The following is a 20,755-nucleotide window of genomic DNA, read 5'->3' on the forward strand; positions in this document are numbered from 1 at the left end:
CGTCGATCAATAATTGTCGTTTGCCGGTCTCATGTTGCAGTGCGAAGGTCGTGGCATGACCATGATGCAAAGCACGCCCGTCCTGTCGCGCGAACCCCTCCGAGCGGCCATTGCCGGCGCGCTCGCCATGGCCGTCGCCATGGGGCTCGGCCGCTTCTTCTATACGCCCGTGCTGCCCGGCATGATGGCCGGCCTCGGGCTCAACGCCGCCGATGCCGGCATCATCGCGGCGGCGAATTTTGCGGGTTACCTGCTCGGCGCGGTGCTCGCCGCCTATGGTTGGGCGGCCGGCCTTGAGCGGCGCCTGGCGCTCGGCTCGCTTGTCGCCACGGTGCTGCTGCTTCTCGCCATGAGCCTCCTTTCCGGTGTGGCCGCGCTCTCCGTCGTGCGCTTCCTCGCGGGTCTCGCCAGCGCCTTCGCCTTGATCTTCACCACCGGCATCGTGCTTTCCGTCGGCCTCGCGCATCGGGATCCGCGCGTGCAAATGGCGCATTTTTCCGGCGTCGGCATTGGCATCGCGGTGTCGGCGGTGCTCGTCTACCTGCTGTCGCTCGTCCACGTCTCGACGATTGCGCCCTGGCGCGTCGACTGGCTTGCAGGCGCCGTGCTCGGTGCCATCGGCCTCGCCGTCGTCATGCTGCTGCTGCCGCGTCCGGCAGGCGGTGCGGTTGCGGTGCGCGAGCCGCCGATCGTCTGGAGCCGGCCCATGGTGGCGCTGACGGTAAGCTATGGACTGTTCGGCATCGGCTATGTCGTGACGGCCACCTTCATCGTCGCCATCGCGCGGGAGGGCGCGCAAAGCCCGCTGCTCGAATGCCTCACCTGGCTCGTCACCGGCGCCTGCGCGGCGATTTCCCTCATCGCCTGGAAGCCGATGGAGCGGCGTTACGGCGTGGCGAGTGCCTATCTCGCGGCGCTCCTCGTGGAGATGGTGGGCGTCGCCGTCACGGTCACGCTGCCGTTTCCCGCTTCGGCGCTCATCGGCGGGGCGCTGCTCGGCCTCACCTTCATCGTCATCACCGCCTATGGCTTGCAGCTCGGCCGGGTTCTCGCCAGCGAAAGCCCGCGCCGCGTGCTGGCGCTGATGACGGCGGCGTTCGGCGTGGGGCAGATCCTCGGGCCGCTCGGCGCGGGCTTTCTCGCGGCGCGCACGGGAAGCTACGTGCTGCCGAGCCTTGCCGCCGCCGGCACGCTGCTTCTGGCCGCCGCCATCACCGTCGCCGGTGGGGCGCTTTCCATTAAATCTCGGTAATACAAGTCGCGAACGATTGTTGCGATGCGCAAACTCCTCTAGGTTCTGCCCGAACCGGTGGCGCTGCCGCCCTATGCAAACGAGAGTTTCGCACCTTGTTCCACTCCTTCTTCCCGCAGCCGAAGTTGTTCTTTACCTCCGCAATCCTTTGGGCGGCCGTGTGCATCGCCGTCTGGTATACGGTAGGGCCTCAACTGGGCGCCATGGTCGGCCTGCCGCCGCTCGGCCCGAACGAGAAGGCCGCGATCGGCCTCGCCTATTTCATTTCGCCGGATAACCTTTGGTTCTACCTCTATTTCACGATCTTCGTGCTGATTTTCGGCCTCGCCTGGAAGGTGATCGCGCGCGACCATCCCTGGACGAACTGGTCGATCTGGGGCTCCGCCTTCATCATCTTCATCGCCTATTTCTCCGTTCAGGTATCGGTGGCGCTGAACAATTGGCGTGGGCCGTTTTTCGACCTGTTTCAGCAGGCTCTGTCCAAGCAGGGCAATGTAACTGTGGAGCAGCTCTATACGATGCAGCTCTACTTCCTCGAAATCGGCATCGTCGGCGTCGTGATCAACGTGGTGACGGCGTTCTTCACCAATCACTATGTCTTCCGCTGGCGTACCGCCATGAACGACTACTACATGTCCATGTGGCCGAAGCTGCGCCACATCGAGGGCGCCTCGCAGCGTGTGCAGGAAGACACGATGCGCTTTGCCAACATTCTCGAAGGGCTGGGCGTCACCTTCATCAATTCCATCATGACGCTGGTGGTGTTCCTGCCGCTGCTCTTCCGCATGTCGGAACTCGTCGGCGACCTGCCGCTGCTCGGTGCGGTTCCGCATTCGCTGTTCTGGCTGGCGATCGGCTGGTCGCTGTTCGGCACGGTGCTGCTGGCTGTTGCTGGCATCAAGCTGCCGGGCCTGCAGTTCCGCAACCAGCGCGTCGAGGCCGCCTACCGCAAGGAACTCGTCTATGGCGAGGACAATGCGGACCGCGCCGACCCCGTCACTGCGCGCGAGCTCTTCGCGAACGTGCGGCGGAATTATTTCCGCATGTACTGGCACTATTGCTACTTCAACATCGCACGCTTCGGTTATGGCCAGCTCGACGCGATTTTCCTCAACGTCATCCTCATCCCGACCATTGTGGCTGGCCGTATCACCATGGGCAGCTGGCAGCAGATCGCCACCGCTTTCGGCGAGGTCAGCAACTCCTTCCAGTATCTCGTGAACTACTGGTCGACGATCGTCGAGCTGCTGTCGATCCACAAACGTCTGAAGGCCTTCGAGGCAGCGATCGACGACAAGCCGCTGCCGGAGATCGACCAGCGTTACCTGGCCCGCCAGACGGAAGAAGACGCCGAGCCCGCCTGACCGGCGTCTGCCCGGATAATCGAGATCTAGAGGGCGGCGCCAGTCGCCCTCTTTTCTTTTGCGAGAATGTCCATCGCCTCGACATAGCTGACGCAGGCGACGTCCCTTTCTCCGCAGGTCTCCGTCAGGAAGCGGTCCAGTGCGCGCCAATAGGCGCCGGCATTCATCTCGACGAAGTGGAAGCCGAGCTGGAGGGGGATGCGCTCGCCGTCATATTGTTTGGCGAAGGCGTCGCGATAGGCCTTTAGCGTGCTTTCCTCGAAGGCGGCGCTTTTCTCCGGCTTCTCCTTGCCCTTGGAATGGCGGACATAGAGATTGTAGTCCATGGCGATGACCGGACGCTGTGCGTCGCCTTCCGGGACGAGCGGCAGGGCGAAACGGGCGAGCGTGCCGCTTGCCACCGGCATGGCCGGCCCCTTCGAGACGAGGCTGGCGTCGTAGGTGAAGCCGTTGGCTTCCAGCGCCTTGACCAACCCGTTGCCGGCGGAAAGATAGGGCGCGCGAAACCCCTTGATGTCTTCCTTCACGAAGCGCTGCCAGTCGGCAGGTTCGCGCTCGCCGACGCCGGCATTCTGCCAGCCGTTCTTCAGCGCCTCGTGAAAGAAGGCGAACTCGGCCTTCCAGTCGTCCGCGCTCCACTTGCCGCCGTCGAAATGGCCGCAGCCGTGGCTGCCGATGTCGTGGCCTTCCAGCTTCGCCAGCCAGATTTCGCCGAGCCGCAGGATCGTGTCTTCCCGGTCCGGCGCAAAGCCGACATTGGAGCGGCCGCGTTTTTCATGCGGCGCCTGGTATTTTGCGCGCTCGTCCTTTGGGAAGAGGAAGGTGCAGGAGAGGAAATAGGTGAAATGCGCGCCGGTGCGTTTTGCCATGGCGCGGCTCTTCTCCCACAGAAGATTGTCATGCGCGCCATCGAAGGAGACGATGACGAGCTGCTTGCGCTTGGTCGTCCCGATCGTGTCGTCCTTGGCAAGCGCCGGGCCTGCAATAAGGCCGGCGGCGAGAAGGGAAGGGAGGATTCGGGACGATATTGCGAAAGACATGGGCACCTGCGGCAATTTGCAAAGGGTCTGTCATGGTTTCCGAATGCGGCAATCCTTTGATCGGGCTGGAATTGTCCGGCCTTGACGGCTATTCCAGACGGGATCGGCCACGCGCCGCCTTTTTTCCAGGGACATTTCCATGACGTTGCTCATCGCCGGTCTCGTTCTCTTCATCGTCACCCATCTCATCCGCCCCTTCGCGCCCGGCCTGCGCAATGCCGGCATCGCAGCACTCGGCAAGCCCGCCTGGATGGCGCTGCACGGCATCGTGTCGCTCGCGAGCCTCGTCCTCATCGCCTACGGCTTTGTCGAGGCGCGGGCGAATGGCGGCGCGATGCTCTATTATCCGCCGACCTTCATGGCGCATATCGCGCTCACCTTGATGCTGATCGCCTCGATCTGTCTCGTCGCCGGCTTCCTGCCAGCCGGCCATATCCGCACGAAGCTGAAATTCCCGATCCTCGTCGCCATCAAGATCTGGGCGCTCGCCCATCTCTTGGCGAATGGCGAAAGCTATTCGGTCCTGCTCTTCGTGACGATCCTCGCCTGGGCGGTCATCCTGCGCATATCGCTGAAGAAGCGCATTGCCGCCGGCGAGACGAAACTGCCGGTCTTCGTCTCGGCGAAAAACGACCTGATTGCCGTCGTCGTCGGCCTCGCGCTTTACGTCGTCGTCGTCTTCTGGCTTCACGAGTGGGTGATCGGCGTCGCGCCGATGGCGTGATCGGCGCGCTGATCCAGGGCTTTTCGCGCCTGCCCCCTTACTTTGCGGCCAAAATGGAGTAGAAGGCGCAAACTCCAATCGTCAGCAAGAGCCGGGCAGGGAATGGTAAATCAGGACGACAGCTTTATCCGCGAGGTCAACGATGAACTCCGCTCCGACCAGATGCGTCTGGTCTGGAGGCGTTTTGGTCGTATCCTCATCGGCATCGCCGTGCTGGTCGTTCTCGGTACGATCGGCAAGGTGAGCTACGATTACTGGCGTGACAGCGAGGCATCCGCCGCCGGCGACAGCTTCCTCGCCGCCCTCACGCTTGCCCGCGAAGGCAAGAACGAGGAAGCGCTTGCCGCGCTGACCGCGCTGGAAAAGGACGGTTTCGGCTCCTATCCGGTGCTTGCCCGCATGCGCTCCGCCTCGCTTCTGGCGACGACGGATGCCGCAGGCGCCGTCAGCGCCTTCACCGCGATTTCCAAGGACACCTCGGTGCCGCAGGCGCTGCGCGATGCAGCCCGCCTGCGCGCCGCCTACCTGCTCGTCGATACCGGCACCTATGACCAGGTTTCCGCCGAGGCCGAACAGCTCGCCACGCCGCAGAGCGCGCTGCGCCACTCGGCCCGCGAGGTTCTCGGCCTCTCCGCTTACAAACACGAGGACTATGCCCGCGCCAAGGAATGGTTCGACGCGATCCTCGCCGACAGCGAAAGCCCGCGCAACGTCGCCAACCGCGCGCAGATGCTGCTTGACCTGATTGCTGCAAGCGGCAAGCTGTCCTCTTAAACCGGCCTTCGCCGGTTCACCTGAACGGAACACATCATGAGCTTTACCGTCGCCATTGTCGGACGCCCCAATGTCGGCAAGTCCACCCTGTTCAACAGGCTCGTCGGCAAGAAGCTCGCGCTCGTCGACGACACGCCCGGCGTCACTCGTGACCGCCGCCCCGGCGATGCGCGCCTCATCGACCTGAAGTTCCGCATCATCGACACCGCCGGCTTGGAAGAGGCAGCACCCGAGACGTTGCAGGGCCGCATGCGTGCCCAGACGGAAGCGGCGATCGACGAGGCCGATTTGTCGCTCTTCGTCGTCGATGCCAAGACGGGCCTCACGCCCGTCGACACGGCGCTTGCCGACATGCTGCGCCGCAAGGGCAAGCCGGTCGTGCTCGTCGCCAACAAGTCGGAAGCCCGCGGCTCCGACGGCGGCTTCTACGATTCCTACACACTCGGCCTCGGCGAGCCGACGCCGATCTCTGCCGAACACGGCCAGGGCATGCTGGACCTGCGCGACGCGATCGTCGCCGCGATCGGCGAGGAGCGCGCCTATCCCGAGGACGACGAGGCCGAAACCGATGTCGACGTGCGCGCGGAAGCCGCTGCCGAAGGCGCGGAGCAGGACGAGGATTTCGAGCCGGAATATGACGAGACGAAGCCGCTGCGCGTCGCCATCGTCGGCCGCCCGAACGCCGGCAAGTCGACGCTGATCAACCGCTTCCTCGGCGAGGACCGGCTGCTGACCGGCCCGGAAGCCGGCATCACGCGTGATTCGATTTCCGTGGAGTGGGACTGGAAAGGCCGCACGATCAAGATGTTCGACACGGCCGGCATGCGGCGCAAGGCGCGCGTGCAGGAGAAGCTGGAAAAACTCTCCGTCGCCGATGGCCTGCGCGCCATCCGCTTTGCCGAGACCGTGGTCATCATGTTCGATGCGACGATCCCCTTCGAAAAGCAGGATTTGCAGATCGTCGATTTCGTGCTGCGCGAGGGCCGCGCCGCCGTGCTGGCCTTCAACAAGTGGGACCTGATCGACGATCCGCAGGCCGTGCTCGCGGAACTGCGTGAAAAGACGGACCGGCTGCTGCCGCAGGCACGCGGCATCCGCGCCGTGCCGGTCTCCGGCCAGACCGGCCGCGGCCTCGACAAGCTGATGCAGGCCGTCATCGATACGGACCGCATCTGGAACCGCCGCATCTCCACCGCCAAGCTCAACCGCTGGCTCGATGCGCAGCAGATCCAGCATCCGCCACCGGCCGTCTCCGGCCGCCGCCTGAAGCTGAAATACATGACACAGGTCAAAGCCCGCCCGCCGGGCTTCATGATCTCCTGCACGCGCCCCGATGCGCTGCCGGAATCCTATATCCGCTACCTGACGAACGGCCTGCGCAGCGATTTCAACCTGCCCGGCGTGCCGATCCGCATCCACTTCAAGGCGTCGGACAATCCGTTCGCCAGCAAGGCGAAGAAGCGGCGCTGACTTTCGGGTCGGGCCTCATGTGCCCGCGGATCGCGCTCGGCGGGAAGCCGAAGCGGGCGCGGAAGCGCGTGGCAAACCGCGATTGCGATTCGTAGCCGACGGTTTGCGCAATGCTGAGGACGGAAAACTCCGTCGATTGCAGGAGCTGCATGGCGAGCGACATGCGCACATCGATCAGCAGCGACTGAAAAGACCATCTTTCGGCGGCAAGCTTTCGCCGTAGCGTCGCCTCGCTGACATTCAGCGCCCGGCACAGATCGACGCTTGCCCAATTCGCGTGCGGTTCCGCGGAGAGGATAGCGCGCACACGGTCGCTGACGCCCGCGGGCTTCGGCGCAACGAAACGCCCACCCGCGAGATCGAGCCAAAGCAGCAGTTCTGAAAGCCGGTGGCGGGCAATTTCGACGGGGATGCTGGCGGGTTCCGTGATTGCCTGCGCGCAATCCGCAAAGGCGTCCTGAAAGCCGCGATGCGGGTGGTCGATCGTGAAGGCGCGCTCGAAAGGGCGGCCTTTGCCCGGTGTTGCGGCAAAGGCCGCCACGGTTTCCGGTTCGAAGGCGATCCAGCGCGCGACATAGGCGCTCGCACCATCCGCGGCATTGATCACGTCGAACGTCTCGCCCTGGGCGAGCGCGATGCAGCCGCCGGCCGGAACATCCCATTCCTCTTCGCCGGCGCGCAGGATCTTGGTGCCGTGTTCGACGAGGATGAGAAGAGGGCGGGTGATCAGGATGTTGGCATAACGCAGCCGATTATACTGCACGATGCGGGCGGAAGCGCCGATTTCCGGGCGTATGGCGATGTTCATCCGGTCCATCCTGTCGTCCCGCCCGAGCCTATCCCCGTTGGCTAGGCCCGGGCAAGGACATGGAGTTTGTCAGGGAAAAGTGGGAACCGGTTTTCCCGAAAAGACAAACGAAAACAAAAGGTACTAGGTCAGCCTGGTTCAGTGTGAACCAGGCTGACCTATCAGCGCTTGCCCTTGGCGGAGATTGTTGCGGTGGCAAGCGTGTTCATGTTGCTGACGAAGCCGACCATGGCGGGCGTGGCGTCGTCCGGCACCGGCAGCCTCTCGATGCCGAGCGCCTTGACCGTGATCGTGTAGTCATGCTCCGGCCCGTCCGGCGGGCAGGCTCCGAGAAAGCCGGGTATGCCCAGGTCCGTTGGCGTCATGCGCGTGCTGTGCGGCAGCGCAGCCTTGCCGTTGCCAGCACCCGCAGCAAGCGAGTTTGCGTCGGCAGGCAGGTCGATGACAACCCAGTGCCACCAGCCTGAGCCGGTCGGCGCGTCCTTGTCGTAGATCGTCACGACGAAGCTTTTGGTCCCCACCGGTGCGTTCGACCAGCGGATATCCGGCGAGATGTTGCCGCCGGTGCAGCCCATGCTGTCGGCAAACTGTTCCTTCTGCACGGCGCCGGAGGCGAAGGCAGCGCTGGCAACGGTGAAATCGGCCGACAGGCCGGCCTGCGGGCAAAGGGAGAGCGCGGCGGCGAAGGCCGCCATGAAACGTGATGTCGTCATGGTTTCTTTCCGTCTTGGGGGGCAACGGGGAGAAACTAGGACCATTCATTGTAACGGTCGGTGCGAGATCGATCGATTTTGGCACCGATCCGATCAATCAGCAGTCGGGCAGCTTGTCCTTTGCCACCAGCGCGCCGTGGTGTTGGATGACGCTGGCCGCGACATCGGCGGCGAACCGGGCCGCGTCGTCCGGGCTTACACCCGTCGCCAGGCGGGCGAGGAAGGCGCCGTTGAAGCTGTCACCGGCGCTTGTCGTATCGACGATTTTTTCGACTTTTGCGGAGGGCGCGTGGCTGCGCGCGCCGTCGAAGACCAGCGTTGCGCCCTCGCTGCCGTCCTTCACGACGATCTCGCTGACACCGAGCGCGCGGTAGCGGGCGATCGTCTCTTCCAGCCCGGCATCGCCGAAATGGGTGGTTTCGTCGTCGAGGCTCGGCATGACCAGCGTCGCGGCGCGCGCGCCTTCGGTGATGGTCGCGCGCATGCGCTCCGTGTCATCCCACAGGCGCGGGCGGATGTTGGGGTCGAAGACGATGCGCTTGCCGGCGGCCTTGCCGCGGCGAAGCTCGGCGAGCAGGGTTTCGATATCCTCGGCGGGCAGGATCGCCAGCGTGATGCCGGAAAAGACGACCACTTCGGAGGCCTCAATTGCGGCACGCAGCCGGTCGCCGTCGCGGGCGAGCAGCTTTGCCGCGGAGACGGAGCGCCAGTAGGAGAAGCTGCGTTCGCCATCCTTCAGGTGGATCATGTAGAGGCCGGGCGAGCGGCCCTCGATGCGTGCGACATGGTCGGTGCCGATGCCGTGGCCGGCCACGAAGGCGAGCATTTCGTCTGAAATCATGTCGGTGCCGACGGCGGAGAAATAGTCGACGCTCCAGTCGGCCGGCAGGAATTGGCGAGCGTAATAGGCGGTGTTGAAGGTGTCGCCGGCGAAACTCTTGCGCATCAGGCCGCCGTCCGCCTGCATCAGTTCCACCATGCACTCGCCGATCGAGAGCAGCCGTCCCGCCATGTCGAAATCCTCCCGGCTAAATCCGCCGGAAAGAGGAAATACTGTCAAAGAGTTGGCGGGGCAAGACGATGCCGGCGCTTTCCGCCTGCCGTTGCCGCTCCACGCGGCCGATGCCGGGAATATGCACACCATATTCGGCCGAAAGCCGCTCCACATGCGCGGCGAGGCGGGCGGAAAAACCATCGGCGAGAAGCTGCGGCGCCATTGCCAGCACGAAGAGGCCGGCGCCGGGCGAGGTCTCGCCCGCCTGGAAATCCGGTGCGTCGACCGACCAGTTCGCTCCGGTAAGGCCGGCGGCGAGCACCTCCACCATCAGCGCGATATTGGCTCCGCGCTCTCCGCCGAAGGCGAGCAGCGCGCCTTGCATGGCCGCGAAGGGATCGCTGGTCGGCTCGCCGTCCTGGTCGAGCGCCCAGCCCTCGGGGATAGCCTCGCCGCGCGCCGCCGCCTCACGGATTTTCACGAAGGCGGTGGCGCTGGAGGCCTGGTCGATCAGCAGGAAGCGACCGTCGTGGAGGGGGGCCGCGAAGGCCAGCGGATTGGTGCAATAGACCGGCAGGCGGCTGCCCGACCCGGCAAGCAGCGCCGGACCGTTGGTCGCGGCGATGGCGACAAGGCCTTCCTGCGCCAGCCGGGCGGCGTACCAGCCGAGTTCACCCGTCGTGTAGCTGTTGTGCGCGGTGAAGATCGCGATGCCGAGCGCCTTCGCCTTCGTCACCAGTTCCTCATGCGCGACGGAAAACCCGTGCTGCGCCACGCCGCCCATCGCATCGCATTTGAGGATCGCCGGCACCGGCGAGGTGAGGAGGGGTTCGGCACGCGCGACGATCCGCCCGTCGACCAGGCTCCTGAGATAGTCCATCAGGTGGGCGAAGCCGACCGCCCGTTTGCCCGCCATTTCGGCATCCACCGTGGCGCCGGCAAGGGCTGCGGCCCCCGCCTCGACCATGCCGACGCGCATCAGCGCCGTTTTCGCAAGCTCGATGGCTTCCGCCGGGGAAAGGGTGACGTCATCGGTCATGCGGTCAGCCTTCTCTCTGGAAATCGCCGGCATCATCCCGACCGATCCGCTCTTCGTCAACCTTCGAAAAATCGCGGGTTGTGCCGTTTACGCCCTAGGGTACGCGCGTTACATCTTGTTGAACGCAATTGGAAACCGGAGCGAGAACGCATGGCAAAGCCCCGTAAGAAGGCCGACGACTGGTGGCGCGGCGCGGTCATCTACCAAGTCTATCCCCGCTCGTTCCAAGACACGACCGGCGACGGCATGGGGGACCTTCGGGGTGTCACCAAGCGGCTCGGGCACATCGCCTCGCTCGGTGTCGATGCGATCTGGCTGTCGCCCTTCTTCAAGTCGCCGATGGCGGATATGGGTTATGACGTTTCGGATTACTGCGACGTCGACCCGATGTTCGGCACGCTTGCCGATTTCGATGCGATGCTTTCCGAAGCCCACCGCCTCGGCCTCAAGGTCGTCATCGACCAGGTGATTTCGCACACCTCCGACCAGCATCCTTGGTTCGTCGAAAGTCGCTCCAGCCGCACGAACACCAAGGCCGACTGGTATGTCTGGGCCGATCCGAAGCCGGATGGCACGGCGCCCAACAACTGGCTGTCGATCTTCGGCGGGCCGGGCTGGGAATGGGACGGCGTGCGCAAGCAATATTACATGCATAATTTCCTCATGTCGCAGCCGGACCTCAACTTCCACAATCCGGATGTGCAGGAGGCGTTGCTCAAAACCGTGCGCTTCTGGCTCGACCGTGGCGTGGACGGTTTCCGTCTCGATACGGTGAATTTCTACTTCCACGACAAGAAGCTGCGCGACAACCCACCCCATGAACCCGACCCCGACGGCGTCGGCCTCGATGCGCCGGACGTCAATCCCTATGGCATGCAGACGCACCGCTACGATAAGACGCAGCCGGAGAATGTCGAGTTCCTCCGGCGGTTTCGCGCTTTGCTCGATGAATATGAGGGCCGCATGACGGTTGGCGAGGTGGGCGATGGCGCACGTTCGCTGAAAACGGTTGCCGAGTATACGAGCGGCGGCGACAAGCTCAACATGTGCTACACGTTCGACCTGCTGGGGCCGGACTTCACGGCAGAGCACGTGCGCAAATGCGTGCAGAGTTTTCAGCGCGCGGTGACGGACGGCTGGGTATGCTGGGCCTTTTCCAACCACGACGTCAACCGGCATGTCAGCCGTTTCATCAAGACCCCGGAGGAACGCGAGCGCGTCGCCAAACTCGCGGTCACCCTGCTTTCGACGCTGCGCGGCTCGATCTGCCTCTACCAGGGCGAAGAGCTCGGCCTTACCGAGGCGGACCTCGCCTTCGAGGACCTGCGCGACCCCTACGGCATCCGCTTCTGGCCGGCCTTCAAGGGCCGCGACGGATGCCGCACGCCGATGCCCTGGAAGCGCAGCGAGGCCCATTCCGGCTTCAGCACGGGAAAACCCTGGCTGCCGGTGCCGGAGGAACATTCGCGCCTCTCCGTCGATGCGCAGGAAAAGGTCTCCGGCTCCGTGCTCAACCACTATCGCGCCACGCTCGCGTTCCGCAAGGAACACGAGACGCTGCACGACGGCGACATGTCCTTCCTCCATTCCAACCAGGATATCCTCGCCTTCACCCGCGAGAAGGGCGGCGAAAAACTGCTCTTCGTCTTCAACCTGACGCGTGAAAAGGCCGAGTTCGTGCCGGCGAAATCGCTGAAGCTCGGCGAGCCGCTGCCCGTGCCCGGCTTTGGCGCGAAGCTGAAGGACGGGACGATCGAGCTGGATGGGCTGGATATGGCGTGTGTGCGGCTATGAGTTGCGGCTGCGGCCGACGCGCGATATCATAAAGTGATATTCGGGAGCTCCTCATGGCCTCAAATTACACGCTCGGAAATCACTACGAGACATTCGTCCGCGACCTGCTTGCGACTGGCCGATATGCCAGTGCGAGCGAAGTCTTGCGGGATGGGCTACGCCTGCTCGAAGACCGCGAGAAGCAGCGCGAAGCTAAGCTTGCCGCATTGAGGGACACCATTCGGGACGGCCTTGAAAGCGGACCCGCAGCACCGCTTGACATGGACGCGGTGAAGGCACGCGCACGCGCGGGGGGGGGCAACGGCCAAACGTGCTTGAGGTCGTTCGTCTTCCACAGGCAGAAGAGGATTTGATCCAGATTTGGCGATACATCGCCGACGACAACGAACAGGCGGCCGATCGCCTTCTCGACCGCTTTGCGGATGTCGCACAAAAACTGGCGGCGCATCCCGAGGCCGGCCGCTCCCGCTCTGAACTTGCGGGTGGTTTGCGCAGCTTCGTCGTCGGGAACTACGTCCTGTTCTACCTGGCCAGCCGGTCGCAGCTCGTCATCGTGCGTATCCTCAGCCGATACCTCGATATCGACGAGGACGATTTCAGGGCGGAGTGATCTCACCCGATCAGCGCAAACCTGTCCACATCCACCATCCCCCTGTCCGAGATCTTCAAATGCGGGATCACGGGCAGCGGCAGGAAGGCGAGCTGGAGGAAGGGTTCCTGCAAAGTCGCGCCGAGCGCGAAGGCGGCCTGGCGCAGGTGGTGCAGCGTGTCGCGCACGCTTTCGTAGGGTTCGAGGCTCATCAGGCCGGCGACGGGAAGCGCGATCTCGCCGGTCACTTTGCCGTCCTCCACCACGACGAAGCCGCCCTTGATTTCGCCGAGACGATTGGCGGCGAGCGCCATGTCGTCCTCGTCGACGCCGACGACGCAGATATTGTGGCTGTCATGGCCGACCGTCGAGGCGATCGCGCCCTTCTTCAGGCCGAACCCCTGCACGAAGCCGTTGGCATGGTTGCCGTTCTTGCCGTGGCGCTCGATGACGGCGACCTTGATAATGTCCTGCGCGAGATCGACGGTCGCCTGGTTGCCCTTCGCGGGCAGCCGGTAGCGCCGGTGCTCGGTGATGATCTTTCCCGGCAGCACGCCGATGACCGGCGTCTCGCCATCCGTGACCGGCACGGCGAAATGCGCCGCATTGACCGGCCGCGCCTTGACGCTGTCGAGGCCGACCGGGGCGACGGACTGGCGCGTCGCAAACAGCGCGTTGTCGACCCTGCGGCCGGCGGAGAACACGATCTCCGCTTTGCAGTTTTCCAGCGTATCGACGACGACGAGGTCGGCGCGCCAGCCGGGCGCGACGAGGCCGCGATCGCTAAGCCCGAAGGCCTTGGCGGCGGAAATCGAGGCGGCGCGATAGACCGCGAGCGGCGCGCGGCCATGGCCGATCGCGGTGCGGATCATATAGTCGAGATGGCCCTGCTCGGCGATGTCGAGCGGGTTGCGGTCGTCCGTGCAGAGCGCGATGAAGGGCGACAGCCGCTCGGTGATAACAGGCAGCAGCGCCAACAGGTCCTTGGAGACCGAGCCCTCGCGCACGAGGATGTGCATGCCCTTGCGGATCTTTTCCAGCGCTTCCTCAGCGGTCGTGCATTCATGCTCGGTGCGGATGCCGGCGGACAGGTAGCCGTTGAGATCGTTGCCGCGCAAAAGCGGCGCATGGCCATCGATATGGCCGCCCTGGAAAGCTTCGAGCTTTGCGAGACAGATCGGGTCCTTGTGGATGACGCCCGGGAAATTCATGAATTCGGCCAAGCCTATGACCTTCGGATGGTCGCGGAAGGGCAGCAGGCGCTCGATCGGCAGGTCGGCGCCGGAGGTCTCCAGATGCGTCGCCGGCACGCAGCTCGAAAGCTGCACGCGGATGTCCATGATGGTTTCCAGCGCGCTGTCGAGGAAGAACTGGATGCCCTCCGTGCCGAGCACATTGGCGATTTCATGCGGATCGCAGATCACCGTCGTGACACCATAGGGCAGCACGCAGCGGTCGAATTCATGCGGTGTGACCAGCGAGGATTCGATGTGCAGATGCGTATCGATGAAGCCCGGCACGACGATGCGGCCGGAAATGTCGATCTCGGTGCGACCCGTATAGTTGCCGCAGGTGCCGACGATGCGGTCGCCGGAAATCGCGATGTCGGAGGCGACGAGCTCGCCCGTCACGAGATCGAAGAACTGCCCGCCCTTCAGCACGATGTCGGCCGGTTCGCGGCCGGTCCCCTGGTCGATGAAGCGTTCCAAGTCGGTCATGGCAAAGTCTCCGAATCCTTTTGCAGAGACTCTAGCGGCGCGGCGGCGAGAGGGAAGGGCCGGCGCGCCGAATTGCTAGACCGGGAAGGTGACGGAAAAAGCGAAGCGCTTCGTTTCGCCGCCGGAAAGCACCGTGGTGGAGGGCCGATCTCTCAACTCGCGCGATCCGCCCAATTCCGCCGCGGTGCCGTGCCACGGCTCGACGCAGAGGAAAGGTGCGCCGGGTTTTGTCCAGAGTGCGAGGTTCGGCAGGTTTTCGAAGCGGAATTTCAGCGCCGGCCCGCCTTCCGCCTCATAGGTCAGGCCATCGCCCGCGCCTTCGGGGAAGACCAGCGCGTCGTTCTCGAATAGGCCGTGGGCAAGGACGAGGCGGCCCTTCTCGAAGGGTGAGGCTTGGCGCTCCGGGGCTAGCAGGCCGTTTTCCAGCGGCTGGCGGTCCGGCTCGCCGCCATCGTCGAGGATGACGCTGTGCGTCCTGCCTTCCGCGCCGGGTAGGGGCCAGGCGAAGGCGGGGTGGAAGCCGAAGCCGAAGGGCATCGGGTCCTGCCCGCGGTTCTCCACCTCGGCGGCGACTGTCAGCGTGGGGCCATCAAGGCTGTGCTCGACGGAAAACCGGAAATCGAACGGGTAGATGGCGCGGGTGTCGTCCGAGGCGTCCAGCGTGAAGCGGCAGGCGGTCGCGCTGGCGCCGGAAGGCGAAAATTCCCGCCGCCGGGCAAGGCCGTGCTGCGCCATGGGATAGGGCTTGCCGTCGATCAGCAGCGTATCGTCCGGCGCCTTGCCGACGATCGGGAAGAGCACCGGCGAGCGCCCGGTCCAGAAGGCGGCGTCGCCGTTCCACAGCCAGTTCGCCCCGTTGCGCGCGGTGATCGCCTGCATTTCGGCACCGAGCGAGGAGACATCGATCGAGAGGTGGTCGTTCTCTATGCGGGTGATGGTCGGCATGAGGCTCTCCCCTGGTTTTATCGTCGGCACAATAGCCCCGAAACCGGGCGGGCTTGCAAGCGCTATCAGGGCACGGCTAACCTTCGGCCCCGCATGGAGAACGATATGCAGACGGCACATACCATACGTCCGGCCGAGACCTCGGAGATCCCCGCGCTTGCGCGGCTCTGGCATGCCGGCTGGCAGGATGGGCATGCGGCGGTGCTGCCGGTCGAACTGACCCGCCTGCGCACGCTGAGGAGTTTCGAAGACCGCCTGCCGGCCATGCTGGACGATGTGCGCGTCATCGGCGAGCATGGCGCGCTACTCGGTTTCTGCTACATCAAGCACGACGAGTTGGACCAGCTTTTCGTGGCCCCCGAAGGGCGCGGTGCGGGCATCGCCGCAGCCCTCGTCGCCGATGCCGAAGAGCGGCTTGCCGCCGATGGCGTAACAACCGCCTGGCTTGCCTGCGCGATCGGCAATGACAGGGCCGCGCGCTTTTATGAAAAATGCGGCTGGATGCTGACAGGCACCGTCACCATCAGGACGGACACGATCGAAGGGCCGTTCGATCTCGGCGTCTGGCGCTATGAAAAGACGCTTGTCCCGGCCGCATAGTGGTTGATGGCGCGAGGCCGGCACCATATGTTCAGGTCATGAACCGGAACGACGCGGCAGGCCCGATCATCGTCTTCGATGCGGAGTGCATTCTCTGCTCGGCCAATGCGCAATTCGTGCTCCGGCACGATCACGCCCGCCGTTTCCGCCTCGCCTCCATGCAGAATGCGGTGGGTGCAGCCCTCTACCGCCGCTTCGGCATCGATCCGGCCGATCCCGAATCGATGATCGTCGTCGAAGGCGACCGGCTCTTCAAGGACAGCGATGCGGTGCTGGCGATCTATGCCGGCCTCGGCTGGCCGTGGAAGGCTTTTGCCGCGCTGCGCTTCATTCCCCGTTTCCTGCGCGACCCGGCCTATCGCTGGCTCGCGCGCAACCGCTATCGCATTTTCGGGCGGCGCGAAGCCTGCTGGGTGCCATCGTCGGATGATGCGGATCGGGTGCTGTGAAAAGCGTCATCGTGCTCGGCGGCTATGGTGGTTTTGGTGCACGGCTTTCAAAACGGCTGGCGGCGGATGGCTGGGCGGTGCTGGTCACTGGGCGCAATGGTTCCGCGGCAGAGCGCCTTGCCGCGAACCTGCCCAATGCCCGCGCGCTGGTGGCGGATCGCAATGCCGACCTCCGCCCGCTTCTCGAAGCCCATCGCCCCTTCCTGCTGGTCGATGCGGCGGGGCCGTTCCAGGGGAGCGGCTACCAGGTCGCGGAAGCCTGCATCGCCAGCGGCGTGCACTATCTCGACCTTGCGGATGCACGGGATTTCGTCTGCGGCATCGGGCGGCTGGATGATACGGCGCGGGCGGCGGGCGTCTCGGTGGTTTCCGGCGGCTCCAGCGTGCCGGCGCTCTCCGGAGCGGTGATCGCGGAATTGTCGCGGGGCATGGAGGCTGTGTGCTCGGTCGAAACCTCGATCAGCGCCTCCAACCGCGCAACGGCGGGCGCCTCGGTGGCGGCGGCGATCCTGAGTTATGTCGGAAAGCCGGTGCGGCTGTGGCGCGGACGGCGCTTTCGGCAGGAGACCGGCTGGCACCGGCTGCATGTCGCACACTACAGCATTGCCGGCCGGGCGCCGATCCGCCGGCTGGTGGCGCTCGCGGATGTGCCGGACCACGATATCGTGCCGGCCACCATCCCCGGAAGGCCGGCGACGGTTTTTCGCGCGGGGCCTGAATTCGCCTTCCAGCTCCTGACGCTCTGGCTTCTGAGCTGGCCGGTGAAATGGGGCTGGGTCCGCTCGCTTTCACCCTTCGCCGGATGGCTGCTGCCGCTGCAGAAGCTGAGCGCCCGTTTCGGCACGGAGCGCTCCGCCATGGCGGTCGAGGTCAAAGGGTTTGCCGGTGGCGAGGCGGCGGTGCGCCGCTGGACGCTGATTGCCGAGGACGGTGACGGACCGGAGATTCCGACCATAGCCGCGCATGTGCTGGCGAATGCCGTGGCGGCGGGGCGATTGGAGCCCGGCGCGCGCCATGCGGCGGGTGCGGTGGCGCTCGAGGATTTCGCACCTCATTTCGACAGGCTCGCCATCTTCCGGGCAATCGAAAGCCGACCTTATCAGCCGCTTTACCGCCGCGTCATCGGCCCGGCCTATGCGACCCTGCCGCAACCTGTTCGCGCCATGCACGACCTGGTCGGCGATGCCGGTGCCGCCGGGCGGGCGAGGGTGCGGCGTGGAACCTCGCTGCCCGCGCGTATCGTCGGCGCCGTGATGCGCTTTCCGCCGGAAGGCGAACACGAGCTGCATGTCGCCTTCGAGGAGTGTAATGGCGCCGAGCGCTGGACGCGCGATTTTGCCGGCCATGCCTTCATGAGCGAACTCAGCCAGCGAGGCGATCGTCTCACGGAACGGTTCGGCCCGATGCGCTTCTTCTTCGACCTGCCTTCGGATGCCTCCGGTCTTGCGATGGTGATGCGCGGCTGGTCCGTTTTCGGCATCCCCATGCCGCTATGGTTTGCGCCGCGCAGCGAGGCGCGGGAATGGGCTGAGGGCGAGGACTTCTGCTTCGACGTGCCGATCGCGCTGCCGGGCATCGGCACCATCGTGCACTATTCCGGCCGCCTGCGGCGAACTTGACCCCGCAAACGAAAATGGCGACCGAGGGCGCCATTGCGCGTCCGCCCGGTGGACGGGCTTAGATGTTGTTCTGCAAGACCTCGCGCAGCTTGCCGAATAGGTCGTCGATATGGTGCTTCTCGATGATCAGCGGCGGGGAGAGTGCGATGATGTCGCCCGTCGTGCGGATGAGCAGGCCCTTTTCATAGGCCTTCAGGAAGGCGTTGAAGGCGCGTTTGGTCGGCTCGCCGGCGATGGGCGCGAGTTCGACGGCGCCGATCAGGCCGACATTTCTGATGTCGATGACGTTCGGGCAATCCTTCAGCGAATGCAGGCCGTCTTCCCAGTAGGAGGCGAGTTCGGCGGCGCGGGTGAGCAGGCCTTCTTCCTTGTAGGTGTCGAGCGTGCCGAGTGCGGCGGCGCAGGCCAGTGGATTGCCGGAATAGGTGTAGCCGTGGAAGAACTCGATCATGTGCTCCGGGCCGTTCATGAAGGCATCATGGATCTCGGAGGTCACGAAGACGGCGCCCATCGGGATCACGCCGTTGGTGAGGCCCTTGGCGGTGGTGATGATGTCCGGCTTCACGTCGAAATACTGCGCGGCGAAGGGTGCGCCGAGGCGGCCGAAGCCGGTGATGACCTCGTCGAAGATCAGCAGGATGCCGTGCTGCGTGCAGATCTCGCGCAGCTTCTGGAGGTAGCCTTTCGGCGGGATGAGCACGCCGGTGGAGCCGGCGACCGGCTCGACGATGACGGCGGCGATGGTCGAGGCATCGTGCAGGGTGATGATGCGCTGGAGCTCGCTGGCAATGTCGCCACCATGCTCCGGCTCGCCGCGCGAAAACGCGTTTTTGTCCGGGAAATGGGTGTGCGGCATGTGGTCGACGCCGGTGAGCAGCGTGCCGAACATCTTGCGGTTCGAGACGATGCCGCCGACGGAGATGCCGCCGAAATTGACGCCGTGATAGCCGCGCTCGCGGCCGACCAGGCGGAAGCGCGAGCCGTCGCCCTTGGCGCGGTGATAGGCGAGGGCCACCTTCAGCGCGGTCTCGACCGATTCGGAGCCGGAATTCGTGTAGAGAACGTGGTTCATGCCCTCGGGCGCGATGTCCACCAGGCGATTGGCGAGTTCGAAGGCCTTGGGGTGGCCGAGCTGGAAGGCGGGCGCATAGTCAAGTTCGCCGGCCTGTTCGCGGATCGCCTCGGTGATCTTCGGGCGGCAGTGGCCGGCGTTGACGCACCAGAGGCCCGCCGTGCCGTCGAGCACCTGCCGGCCGTCATGGGTCGTGTAGTGCATGTCCTTGGCGCCGACGAAGAGGCGCGGTTCCTTCTTGAACTGCCGGTTCGCCGTGAACGGCATCCAGAAGGCGCGCAGATCGTTGGGGGTGTTGAGGCGGTTGGACATGCGGTCTCTCCGGTGCTTCTGAATGCGGGGCCATGCGGATGGCAAATTTTACCCGGCGGTCAAAGTATCAAGGCGCCCCGGGGCGTCAAGCAGCCTTGGGCGCGCAGCCATGCAAAACGCCCCGGACGGACATCCGGGGCGGCCTATGCCGGGTGATTTTAGGCTGTTCAGGCGATGCGCAGCTTCTTTTCGGCGGCGCCGCTGCCGGAAGCCCGGTAGATGCGCTCAAGCGCATCGAGAATGGTCAGCACGGCATCCGACTTGCTGGAATAATAGATGGTCTGGGCATCGCGGCGCGTGGTCACCAGGTTCTGTGCGCGCAGCTTCGAAAGGTGCTGGGACAGCGCCGACTGGCTGAGGCCGACCTGGTTTGCCAGGGCGCCGACCGCGATCTCGCCTTCGACCAGCACTTTCAGGATGAGCAGGCGTTTCGGGTTCGCCATGGCGGAAAGAAAGTCCGATGCAACTTCGGCCTGCGCGTGTTCTGCGTCTGAAATCTTGTCCATCTGAAACTCCTTTGGGCGTTTCCGCTTCAAATCATATGATTTTATGTGAATCCGCTTGTTAGCATATAAACAAAATACCCCTCATCAAGAGCCAGAAATGGGGGTATGCTGCACGCATAGCGATAGGCGCAGGCCGAAAACCCGGAACACGCCAAAGCGGACGGACGCGGAAACGCCGCTTTTCAGCCAGCCGCCCGTGCTTCGCGAAGCAAACGCGCAAGCTCGCCCCTGAGTTCCGAGGCCTGATCAAGTTCGCGTGAAAATTCCAATCGCTTCAATTTATCGCCGCTCGCAAGGTCCACGCCGGCCGCATCGAGGCCGACGATGATCCATTCGCCGTCCTTTGCGCCGCAATAATGGCGGGCGTAAATGCCGGCGGCCTCCGCATGATCGCTGTTCATGTGCTCGACGGCGCCGGTTTCCATCTCGGCAAGCGCGCCGCGGGCGGGCGAGCGAATCAGCAGGTCGTCTGCGGTGAGCACGAAGGCCTTGCCGAAGCCGCCGTTGAGATGGGCGCGCAGCGGCACGAGACGGAAGAAGGCGAAATCCGGGAAATCGACATAGAGTTTGGCCTTCGGATGGCGGCGGATGAAGCGTTCGCGCAGGGCCGCGTGCGAATCGCTTTCGCGCGCCACCTCCTCGGCCTCGCAGATGACGGTGAGGCGCGGATGGGCGAGCGGATCGCCCTTGCCGGGCTCGCCGGCGAGCAGCGAGGCGCGCGGGTCGCGCCGCAACGCCTGGGTGTGGACGGACAGCGCCGAGACGAGGATGACCGGCGTGCCGTCCGTATCGGTGCCGGTCAGCGTTCGGCTGGCGAAGGGCGCGCCGCTTTCCGGCTCGATGACGGCGAGCGCGCAGCTTCGCGCCGAGCGCAGCAGCGTGCGGGCGAGGCGGCGGGCGTCGTCGTCCGTTTCGCGCAGAACGCTGGGTTTGTCCTTCTCGGCCATGGTGCTTGCTCCCCGTATCGCGAATG

The 20,755-nt window shown here is 64.7% G+C and carries 21 protein-coding genes; 11 read left to right on the forward strand and 10 right to left on the reverse strand.

Translation table 11 applies throughout. The annotated features are described in order from the left end of the window. Window positions 1–64 precede the first annotated feature (64 nt). Together AC1Q6Z_RS03620 and sbmA are read left to right on the forward strand one after the other, a co-directional pair. Window positions 65–1,252, forward strand: coding sequence for a YbfB/YjiJ family MFS transporter (locus AC1Q6Z_RS03620; RefSeq protein ID WP_492647235.1), 1,188 nt, complete (start codon window positions 65–67; stop codon window positions 1,250–1,252). 95 nt (window positions 1,253–1,347) lie between these two features. Then, window positions 1,348–2,616, forward strand: coding sequence for a peptide antibiotic transporter SbmA (sbmA, locus tag AC1Q6Z_RS03625; protein ID WP_439616089.1), 1,269 nt, complete (start codon window positions 1,348–1,350; stop codon window positions 2,614–2,616). Window positions 2,617–2,642: 26 nt separating this feature from the next. On the opposite strand, the gene AC1Q6Z_RS03630 is transcribed toward sbmA, so the two are convergent. Next, window positions 2,643–3,656 carry a polysaccharide deacetylase family protein gene (locus AC1Q6Z_RS03630; protein WP_492646769.1) on the reverse strand — a complete coding sequence of 338 codons (1,014 nt, stop codon included), beginning with the start codon at window positions 3,654–3,656 and terminating at the stop codon, window positions 2,643–2,645. Between the two features lie 139 nt (window positions 3,657–3,795). Here AC1Q6Z_RS03630 and AC1Q6Z_RS03635 point away from each other — a divergent pair, with 139 nt between their 5' ends. The 3 genes from AC1Q6Z_RS03635 (at window position 3,796) to der (ending at window position 6,624) form a co-directional block, all read left to right on the forward strand. Next, on the forward strand, window positions 3,796–4,380 hold the full coding sequence (locus AC1Q6Z_RS03635; RefSeq protein WP_492646770.1) for an NnrU family protein: 585 nt from the start codon (window positions 3,796–3,798) through the stop codon (window positions 4,378–4,380). Between the two features lie 102 nt (window positions 4,381–4,482). Next, the gene (locus AC1Q6Z_RS03640) at window positions 4,483–5,154 is read left to right on the forward strand and encodes a tetratricopeptide repeat protein (protein WP_256117602.1); all 672 of its coding nucleotides are present in this window, start codon (window positions 4,483–4,485) and stop codon (window positions 5,152–5,154) included. Window positions 5,155–5,190: 36 nt separating this feature from the next. Continuing rightward, the gene (gene der, locus AC1Q6Z_RS03645) at window positions 5,191–6,624 is read left to right on the forward strand and encodes a ribosome biogenesis GTPase Der (RefSeq protein WP_492646771.1); all 1,434 of its coding nucleotides are present in this window, start codon (window positions 5,191–5,193) and stop codon (window positions 6,622–6,624) included. On the opposite strand, the gene AC1Q6Z_RS03650 is transcribed toward der, so the two are convergent. The 4 genes from AC1Q6Z_RS03650 to AC1Q6Z_RS03665 form a co-directional block, all read right to left on the reverse strand. Next, window positions 6,575–7,432 carry an AraC family transcriptional regulator gene (locus AC1Q6Z_RS03650; RefSeq protein WP_492646772.1) on the reverse strand — a complete coding sequence of 286 codons (858 nt, stop codon included), beginning with the start codon at window positions 7,430–7,432 and terminating at the stop codon, window positions 6,575–6,577. The two genes, der and AC1Q6Z_RS03650, sit on opposite strands and share 50 nt — an antisense overlap. Window positions 7,433–7,593: 161 nt before the next feature. Then, window positions 7,594–8,145: a YbhB/YbcL family Raf kinase inhibitor-like protein gene (locus tag AC1Q6Z_RS03655; protein WP_492646773.1), complete on the reverse strand. Its 552-nt coding sequence runs from the start codon at window positions 8,143–8,145 to the stop codon at window positions 7,594–7,596. A 97-nt stretch (window positions 8,146–8,242) separates the two neighbouring features. Then, complete coding sequence (locus AC1Q6Z_RS03660; protein WP_492646774.1) at window positions 8,243–9,157, reverse strand: sugar kinase; 915 nt, start codon at window positions 9,155–9,157, stop codon at window positions 8,243–8,245. 16 nt (window positions 9,158–9,173) lie between these two features. Then, window positions 9,174–10,178 (reverse strand): Ldh family oxidoreductase, encoded by a 1,005-nt coding sequence (locus tag AC1Q6Z_RS03665; RefSeq protein WP_492646775.1) that lies wholly within the window; start codon window positions 10,176–10,178, stop codon window positions 9,174–9,176. A gap of 150 nt (window positions 10,179–10,328) precedes the next feature. Here AC1Q6Z_RS03665 and bglA point away from each other — a divergent pair, with 150 nt between their 5' ends. Genes bglA through AC1Q6Z_RS03680 form a run of 3 tightly spaced genes read left to right on the forward strand, consistent with a single transcriptional unit; the run spans window position 10,329 to window position 12,582 of the window. Then, window positions 10,329–11,972 carry a beta-galactosidase BglA gene (gene bglA, locus AC1Q6Z_RS03670; protein ID WP_492646776.1) on the forward strand — a complete coding sequence of 548 codons (1,644 nt, stop codon included), beginning with the start codon at window positions 10,329–10,331 and terminating at the stop codon, window positions 11,970–11,972. A 53-nt stretch (window positions 11,973–12,025) separates the two neighbouring features. Then, a complete protein-coding gene (locus AC1Q6Z_RS03675) occupies window positions 12,026–12,325 on the forward strand; it encodes a type II toxin-antitoxin system ParD family antitoxin (protein ID WP_492646777.1) in 300 nt (99 codons plus the stop codon). Next, complete coding sequence (locus tag AC1Q6Z_RS03680) at window positions 12,283–12,582, forward strand: type II toxin-antitoxin system RelE/ParE family toxin (protein ID WP_492646778.1); 300 nt, start codon at window positions 12,283–12,285, stop codon at window positions 12,580–12,582. The genes AC1Q6Z_RS03675 and AC1Q6Z_RS03680 overlap by 43 nt, the downstream gene beginning before the upstream one ends. A gap of 2 nt (window positions 12,583–12,584) precedes the next feature. On the opposite strand, the gene ade is transcribed toward AC1Q6Z_RS03680, so the two are convergent. Together ade and AC1Q6Z_RS03690 are read right to left on the reverse strand one after the other, a co-directional pair. Further along, window positions 12,585–14,279 carry an adenine deaminase gene (ade, locus tag AC1Q6Z_RS03685; protein ID WP_492646779.1) on the reverse strand — a complete coding sequence of 565 codons (1,695 nt, stop codon included), beginning with the start codon at window positions 14,277–14,279 and terminating at the stop codon, window positions 12,585–12,587. 75 nt (window positions 14,280–14,354) lie between these two features. Next, on the reverse strand, window positions 14,355–15,224 hold the full coding sequence (locus tag AC1Q6Z_RS03690) for an aldose 1-epimerase family protein (RefSeq protein ID WP_492646780.1): 870 nt from the start codon (window positions 15,222–15,224) through the stop codon (window positions 14,355–14,357). A gap of 105 nt (window positions 15,225–15,329) precedes the next feature. Between AC1Q6Z_RS03690 and AC1Q6Z_RS03695 the strand changes: the two genes are divergently transcribed. Genes AC1Q6Z_RS03695 through AC1Q6Z_RS03705 form a run of 3 tightly spaced genes read left to right on the forward strand, consistent with a single transcriptional unit; the run spans window position 15,330 to window position 17,892 of the window. Continuing rightward, window positions 15,330–15,824 (forward strand): GNAT family N-acetyltransferase, encoded by a 495-nt coding sequence (locus AC1Q6Z_RS03695; RefSeq protein ID WP_492646781.1) that lies wholly within the window; start codon window positions 15,330–15,332, stop codon window positions 15,822–15,824. A 38-nt stretch (window positions 15,825–15,862) separates the two neighbouring features. Then, a complete protein-coding gene (locus AC1Q6Z_RS03700) occupies window positions 15,863–16,273 on the forward strand; it encodes a thiol-disulfide oxidoreductase DCC family protein (RefSeq protein ID WP_492646782.1) in 411 nt (136 codons plus the stop codon). Further along, the gene (locus AC1Q6Z_RS03705; RefSeq protein ID WP_492646783.1) at window positions 16,270–17,892 is read left to right on the forward strand and encodes a saccharopine dehydrogenase family protein; all 1,623 of its coding nucleotides are present in this window, start codon (window positions 16,270–16,272) and stop codon (window positions 17,890–17,892) included. Before AC1Q6Z_RS03700 ends, AC1Q6Z_RS03705 begins: the two co-directional genes overlap by 4 nt. Before the next feature lie 58 nt (window positions 17,893–17,950). Here the strand turns inward: AC1Q6Z_RS03705 and aptA are convergent, their stop codons facing one another. From aptA to AC1Q6Z_RS03720, 3 genes are all read right to left on the reverse strand, one after another. Next, window positions 17,951–19,276 (reverse strand): omega-aminotransferase AptA, encoded by a 1,326-nt coding sequence (aptA, locus tag AC1Q6Z_RS03710; RefSeq protein WP_256117586.1) that lies wholly within the window; start codon window positions 19,274–19,276, stop codon window positions 17,951–17,953. Window positions 19,277–19,443: 167 nt separating this feature from the next. Continuing rightward, entirely contained in the window at window positions 19,444–19,782 is a 339-nt protein-coding gene (locus AC1Q6Z_RS03715) for an ArsR/SmtB family transcription factor (RefSeq protein ID WP_256117585.1), read from the reverse strand. A 182-nt stretch (window positions 19,783–19,964) separates the two neighbouring features. Beyond that, window positions 19,965–20,729, reverse strand: a complete 765-nt coding sequence (locus tag AC1Q6Z_RS03720; protein ID WP_492646784.1) for a HugZ family pyridoxamine 5'-phosphate oxidase — start codon at window positions 20,727–20,729, stop codon at window positions 19,965–19,967. Window positions 20,730–20,755: the final 26 nt, after the last annotated feature.

This window comes from Shinella sp. GW835-FHT14H05 (genome assembly GCF_058793575.1).

Excerpts from the sequence above, each read along its gene's own strand:
- AC1Q6Z_RS03620 (WP_492647235.1), top strand. The coding sequence starts at position 65 with ATGCAAAGCACGCCCGTCCTGTCGCGCGAACCCCTCCGAGCGGCCATT.
- AC1Q6Z_RS03630 (WP_492646769.1), bottom strand. The coding sequence starts at position 3,656 with ATGTCTTTCGCAATATCGTCCCGAATCCTCCCTTCCCTTCTCGCCGCC.
- AC1Q6Z_RS03635 (WP_492646770.1), top strand. The coding sequence starts at position 3,796 with ATGACGTTGCTCATCGCCGGTCTCGTTCTCTTCATCGTCACCCATCTC.
- AC1Q6Z_RS03640 (WP_256117602.1), top strand. The coding sequence starts at position 4,483 with ATGGTAAATCAGGACGACAGCTTTATCCGCGAGGTCAACGATGAACTC.
- der (WP_492646771.1), top strand. The coding sequence starts at position 5,191 with ATGAGCTTTACCGTCGCCATTGTCGGACGCCCCAATGTCGGCAAGTCC.
- AC1Q6Z_RS03650 (WP_492646772.1), bottom strand. The coding sequence starts at position 7,432 with ATGAACATCGCCATACGCCCGGAAATCGGCGCTTCCGCCCGCATCGTG.
- AC1Q6Z_RS03655 (WP_492646773.1), bottom strand. The coding sequence starts at position 8,145 with ATGACGACATCACGTTTCATGGCGGCCTTCGCCGCCGCGCTCTCCCTT.
- AC1Q6Z_RS03660 (WP_492646774.1), bottom strand. The coding sequence starts at position 9,157 with ATGGCGGGACGGCTGCTCTCGATCGGCGAGTGCATGGTGGAACTGATG.
- AC1Q6Z_RS03665 (WP_492646775.1), bottom strand. The coding sequence starts at position 10,178 with ATGACCGATGACGTCACCCTTTCCCCGGCGGAAGCCATCGAGCTTGCG.
- bglA (WP_492646776.1), top strand. The coding sequence starts at position 10,329 with ATGGCAAAGCCCCGTAAGAAGGCCGACGACTGGTGGCGCGGCGCGGTC.
- AC1Q6Z_RS03675 (WP_492646777.1), top strand. The coding sequence starts at position 12,026 with ATGGCCTCAAATTACACGCTCGGAAATCACTACGAGACATTCGTCCGC.
- ade (WP_492646779.1), bottom strand. The coding sequence starts at position 14,279 with ATGACCGACTTGGAACGCTTCATCGACCAGGGGACCGGCCGCGAACCG.
- AC1Q6Z_RS03690 (WP_492646780.1), bottom strand. The coding sequence starts at position 15,224 with ATGCCGACCATCACCCGCATAGAGAACGACCACCTCTCGATCGATGTC.
- AC1Q6Z_RS03695 (WP_492646781.1), top strand. The coding sequence starts at position 15,330 with ATGCAGACGGCACATACCATACGTCCGGCCGAGACCTCGGAGATCCCC.
- AC1Q6Z_RS03700 (WP_492646782.1), top strand. The coding sequence starts at position 15,863 with ATGAACCGGAACGACGCGGCAGGCCCGATCATCGTCTTCGATGCGGAG.
- aptA (WP_256117586.1), bottom strand. The coding sequence starts at position 19,276 with ATGTCCAACCGCCTCAACACCCCCAACGATCTGCGCGCCTTCTGGATG.
- AC1Q6Z_RS03715 (WP_256117585.1), bottom strand. The coding sequence starts at position 19,782 with ATGGACAAGATTTCAGACGCAGAACACGCGCAGGCCGAAGTTGCATCG.
- AC1Q6Z_RS03720 (WP_492646784.1), bottom strand. The coding sequence starts at position 20,729 with ATGGCCGAGAAGGACAAACCCAGCGTTCTGCGCGAAACGGACGACGAC.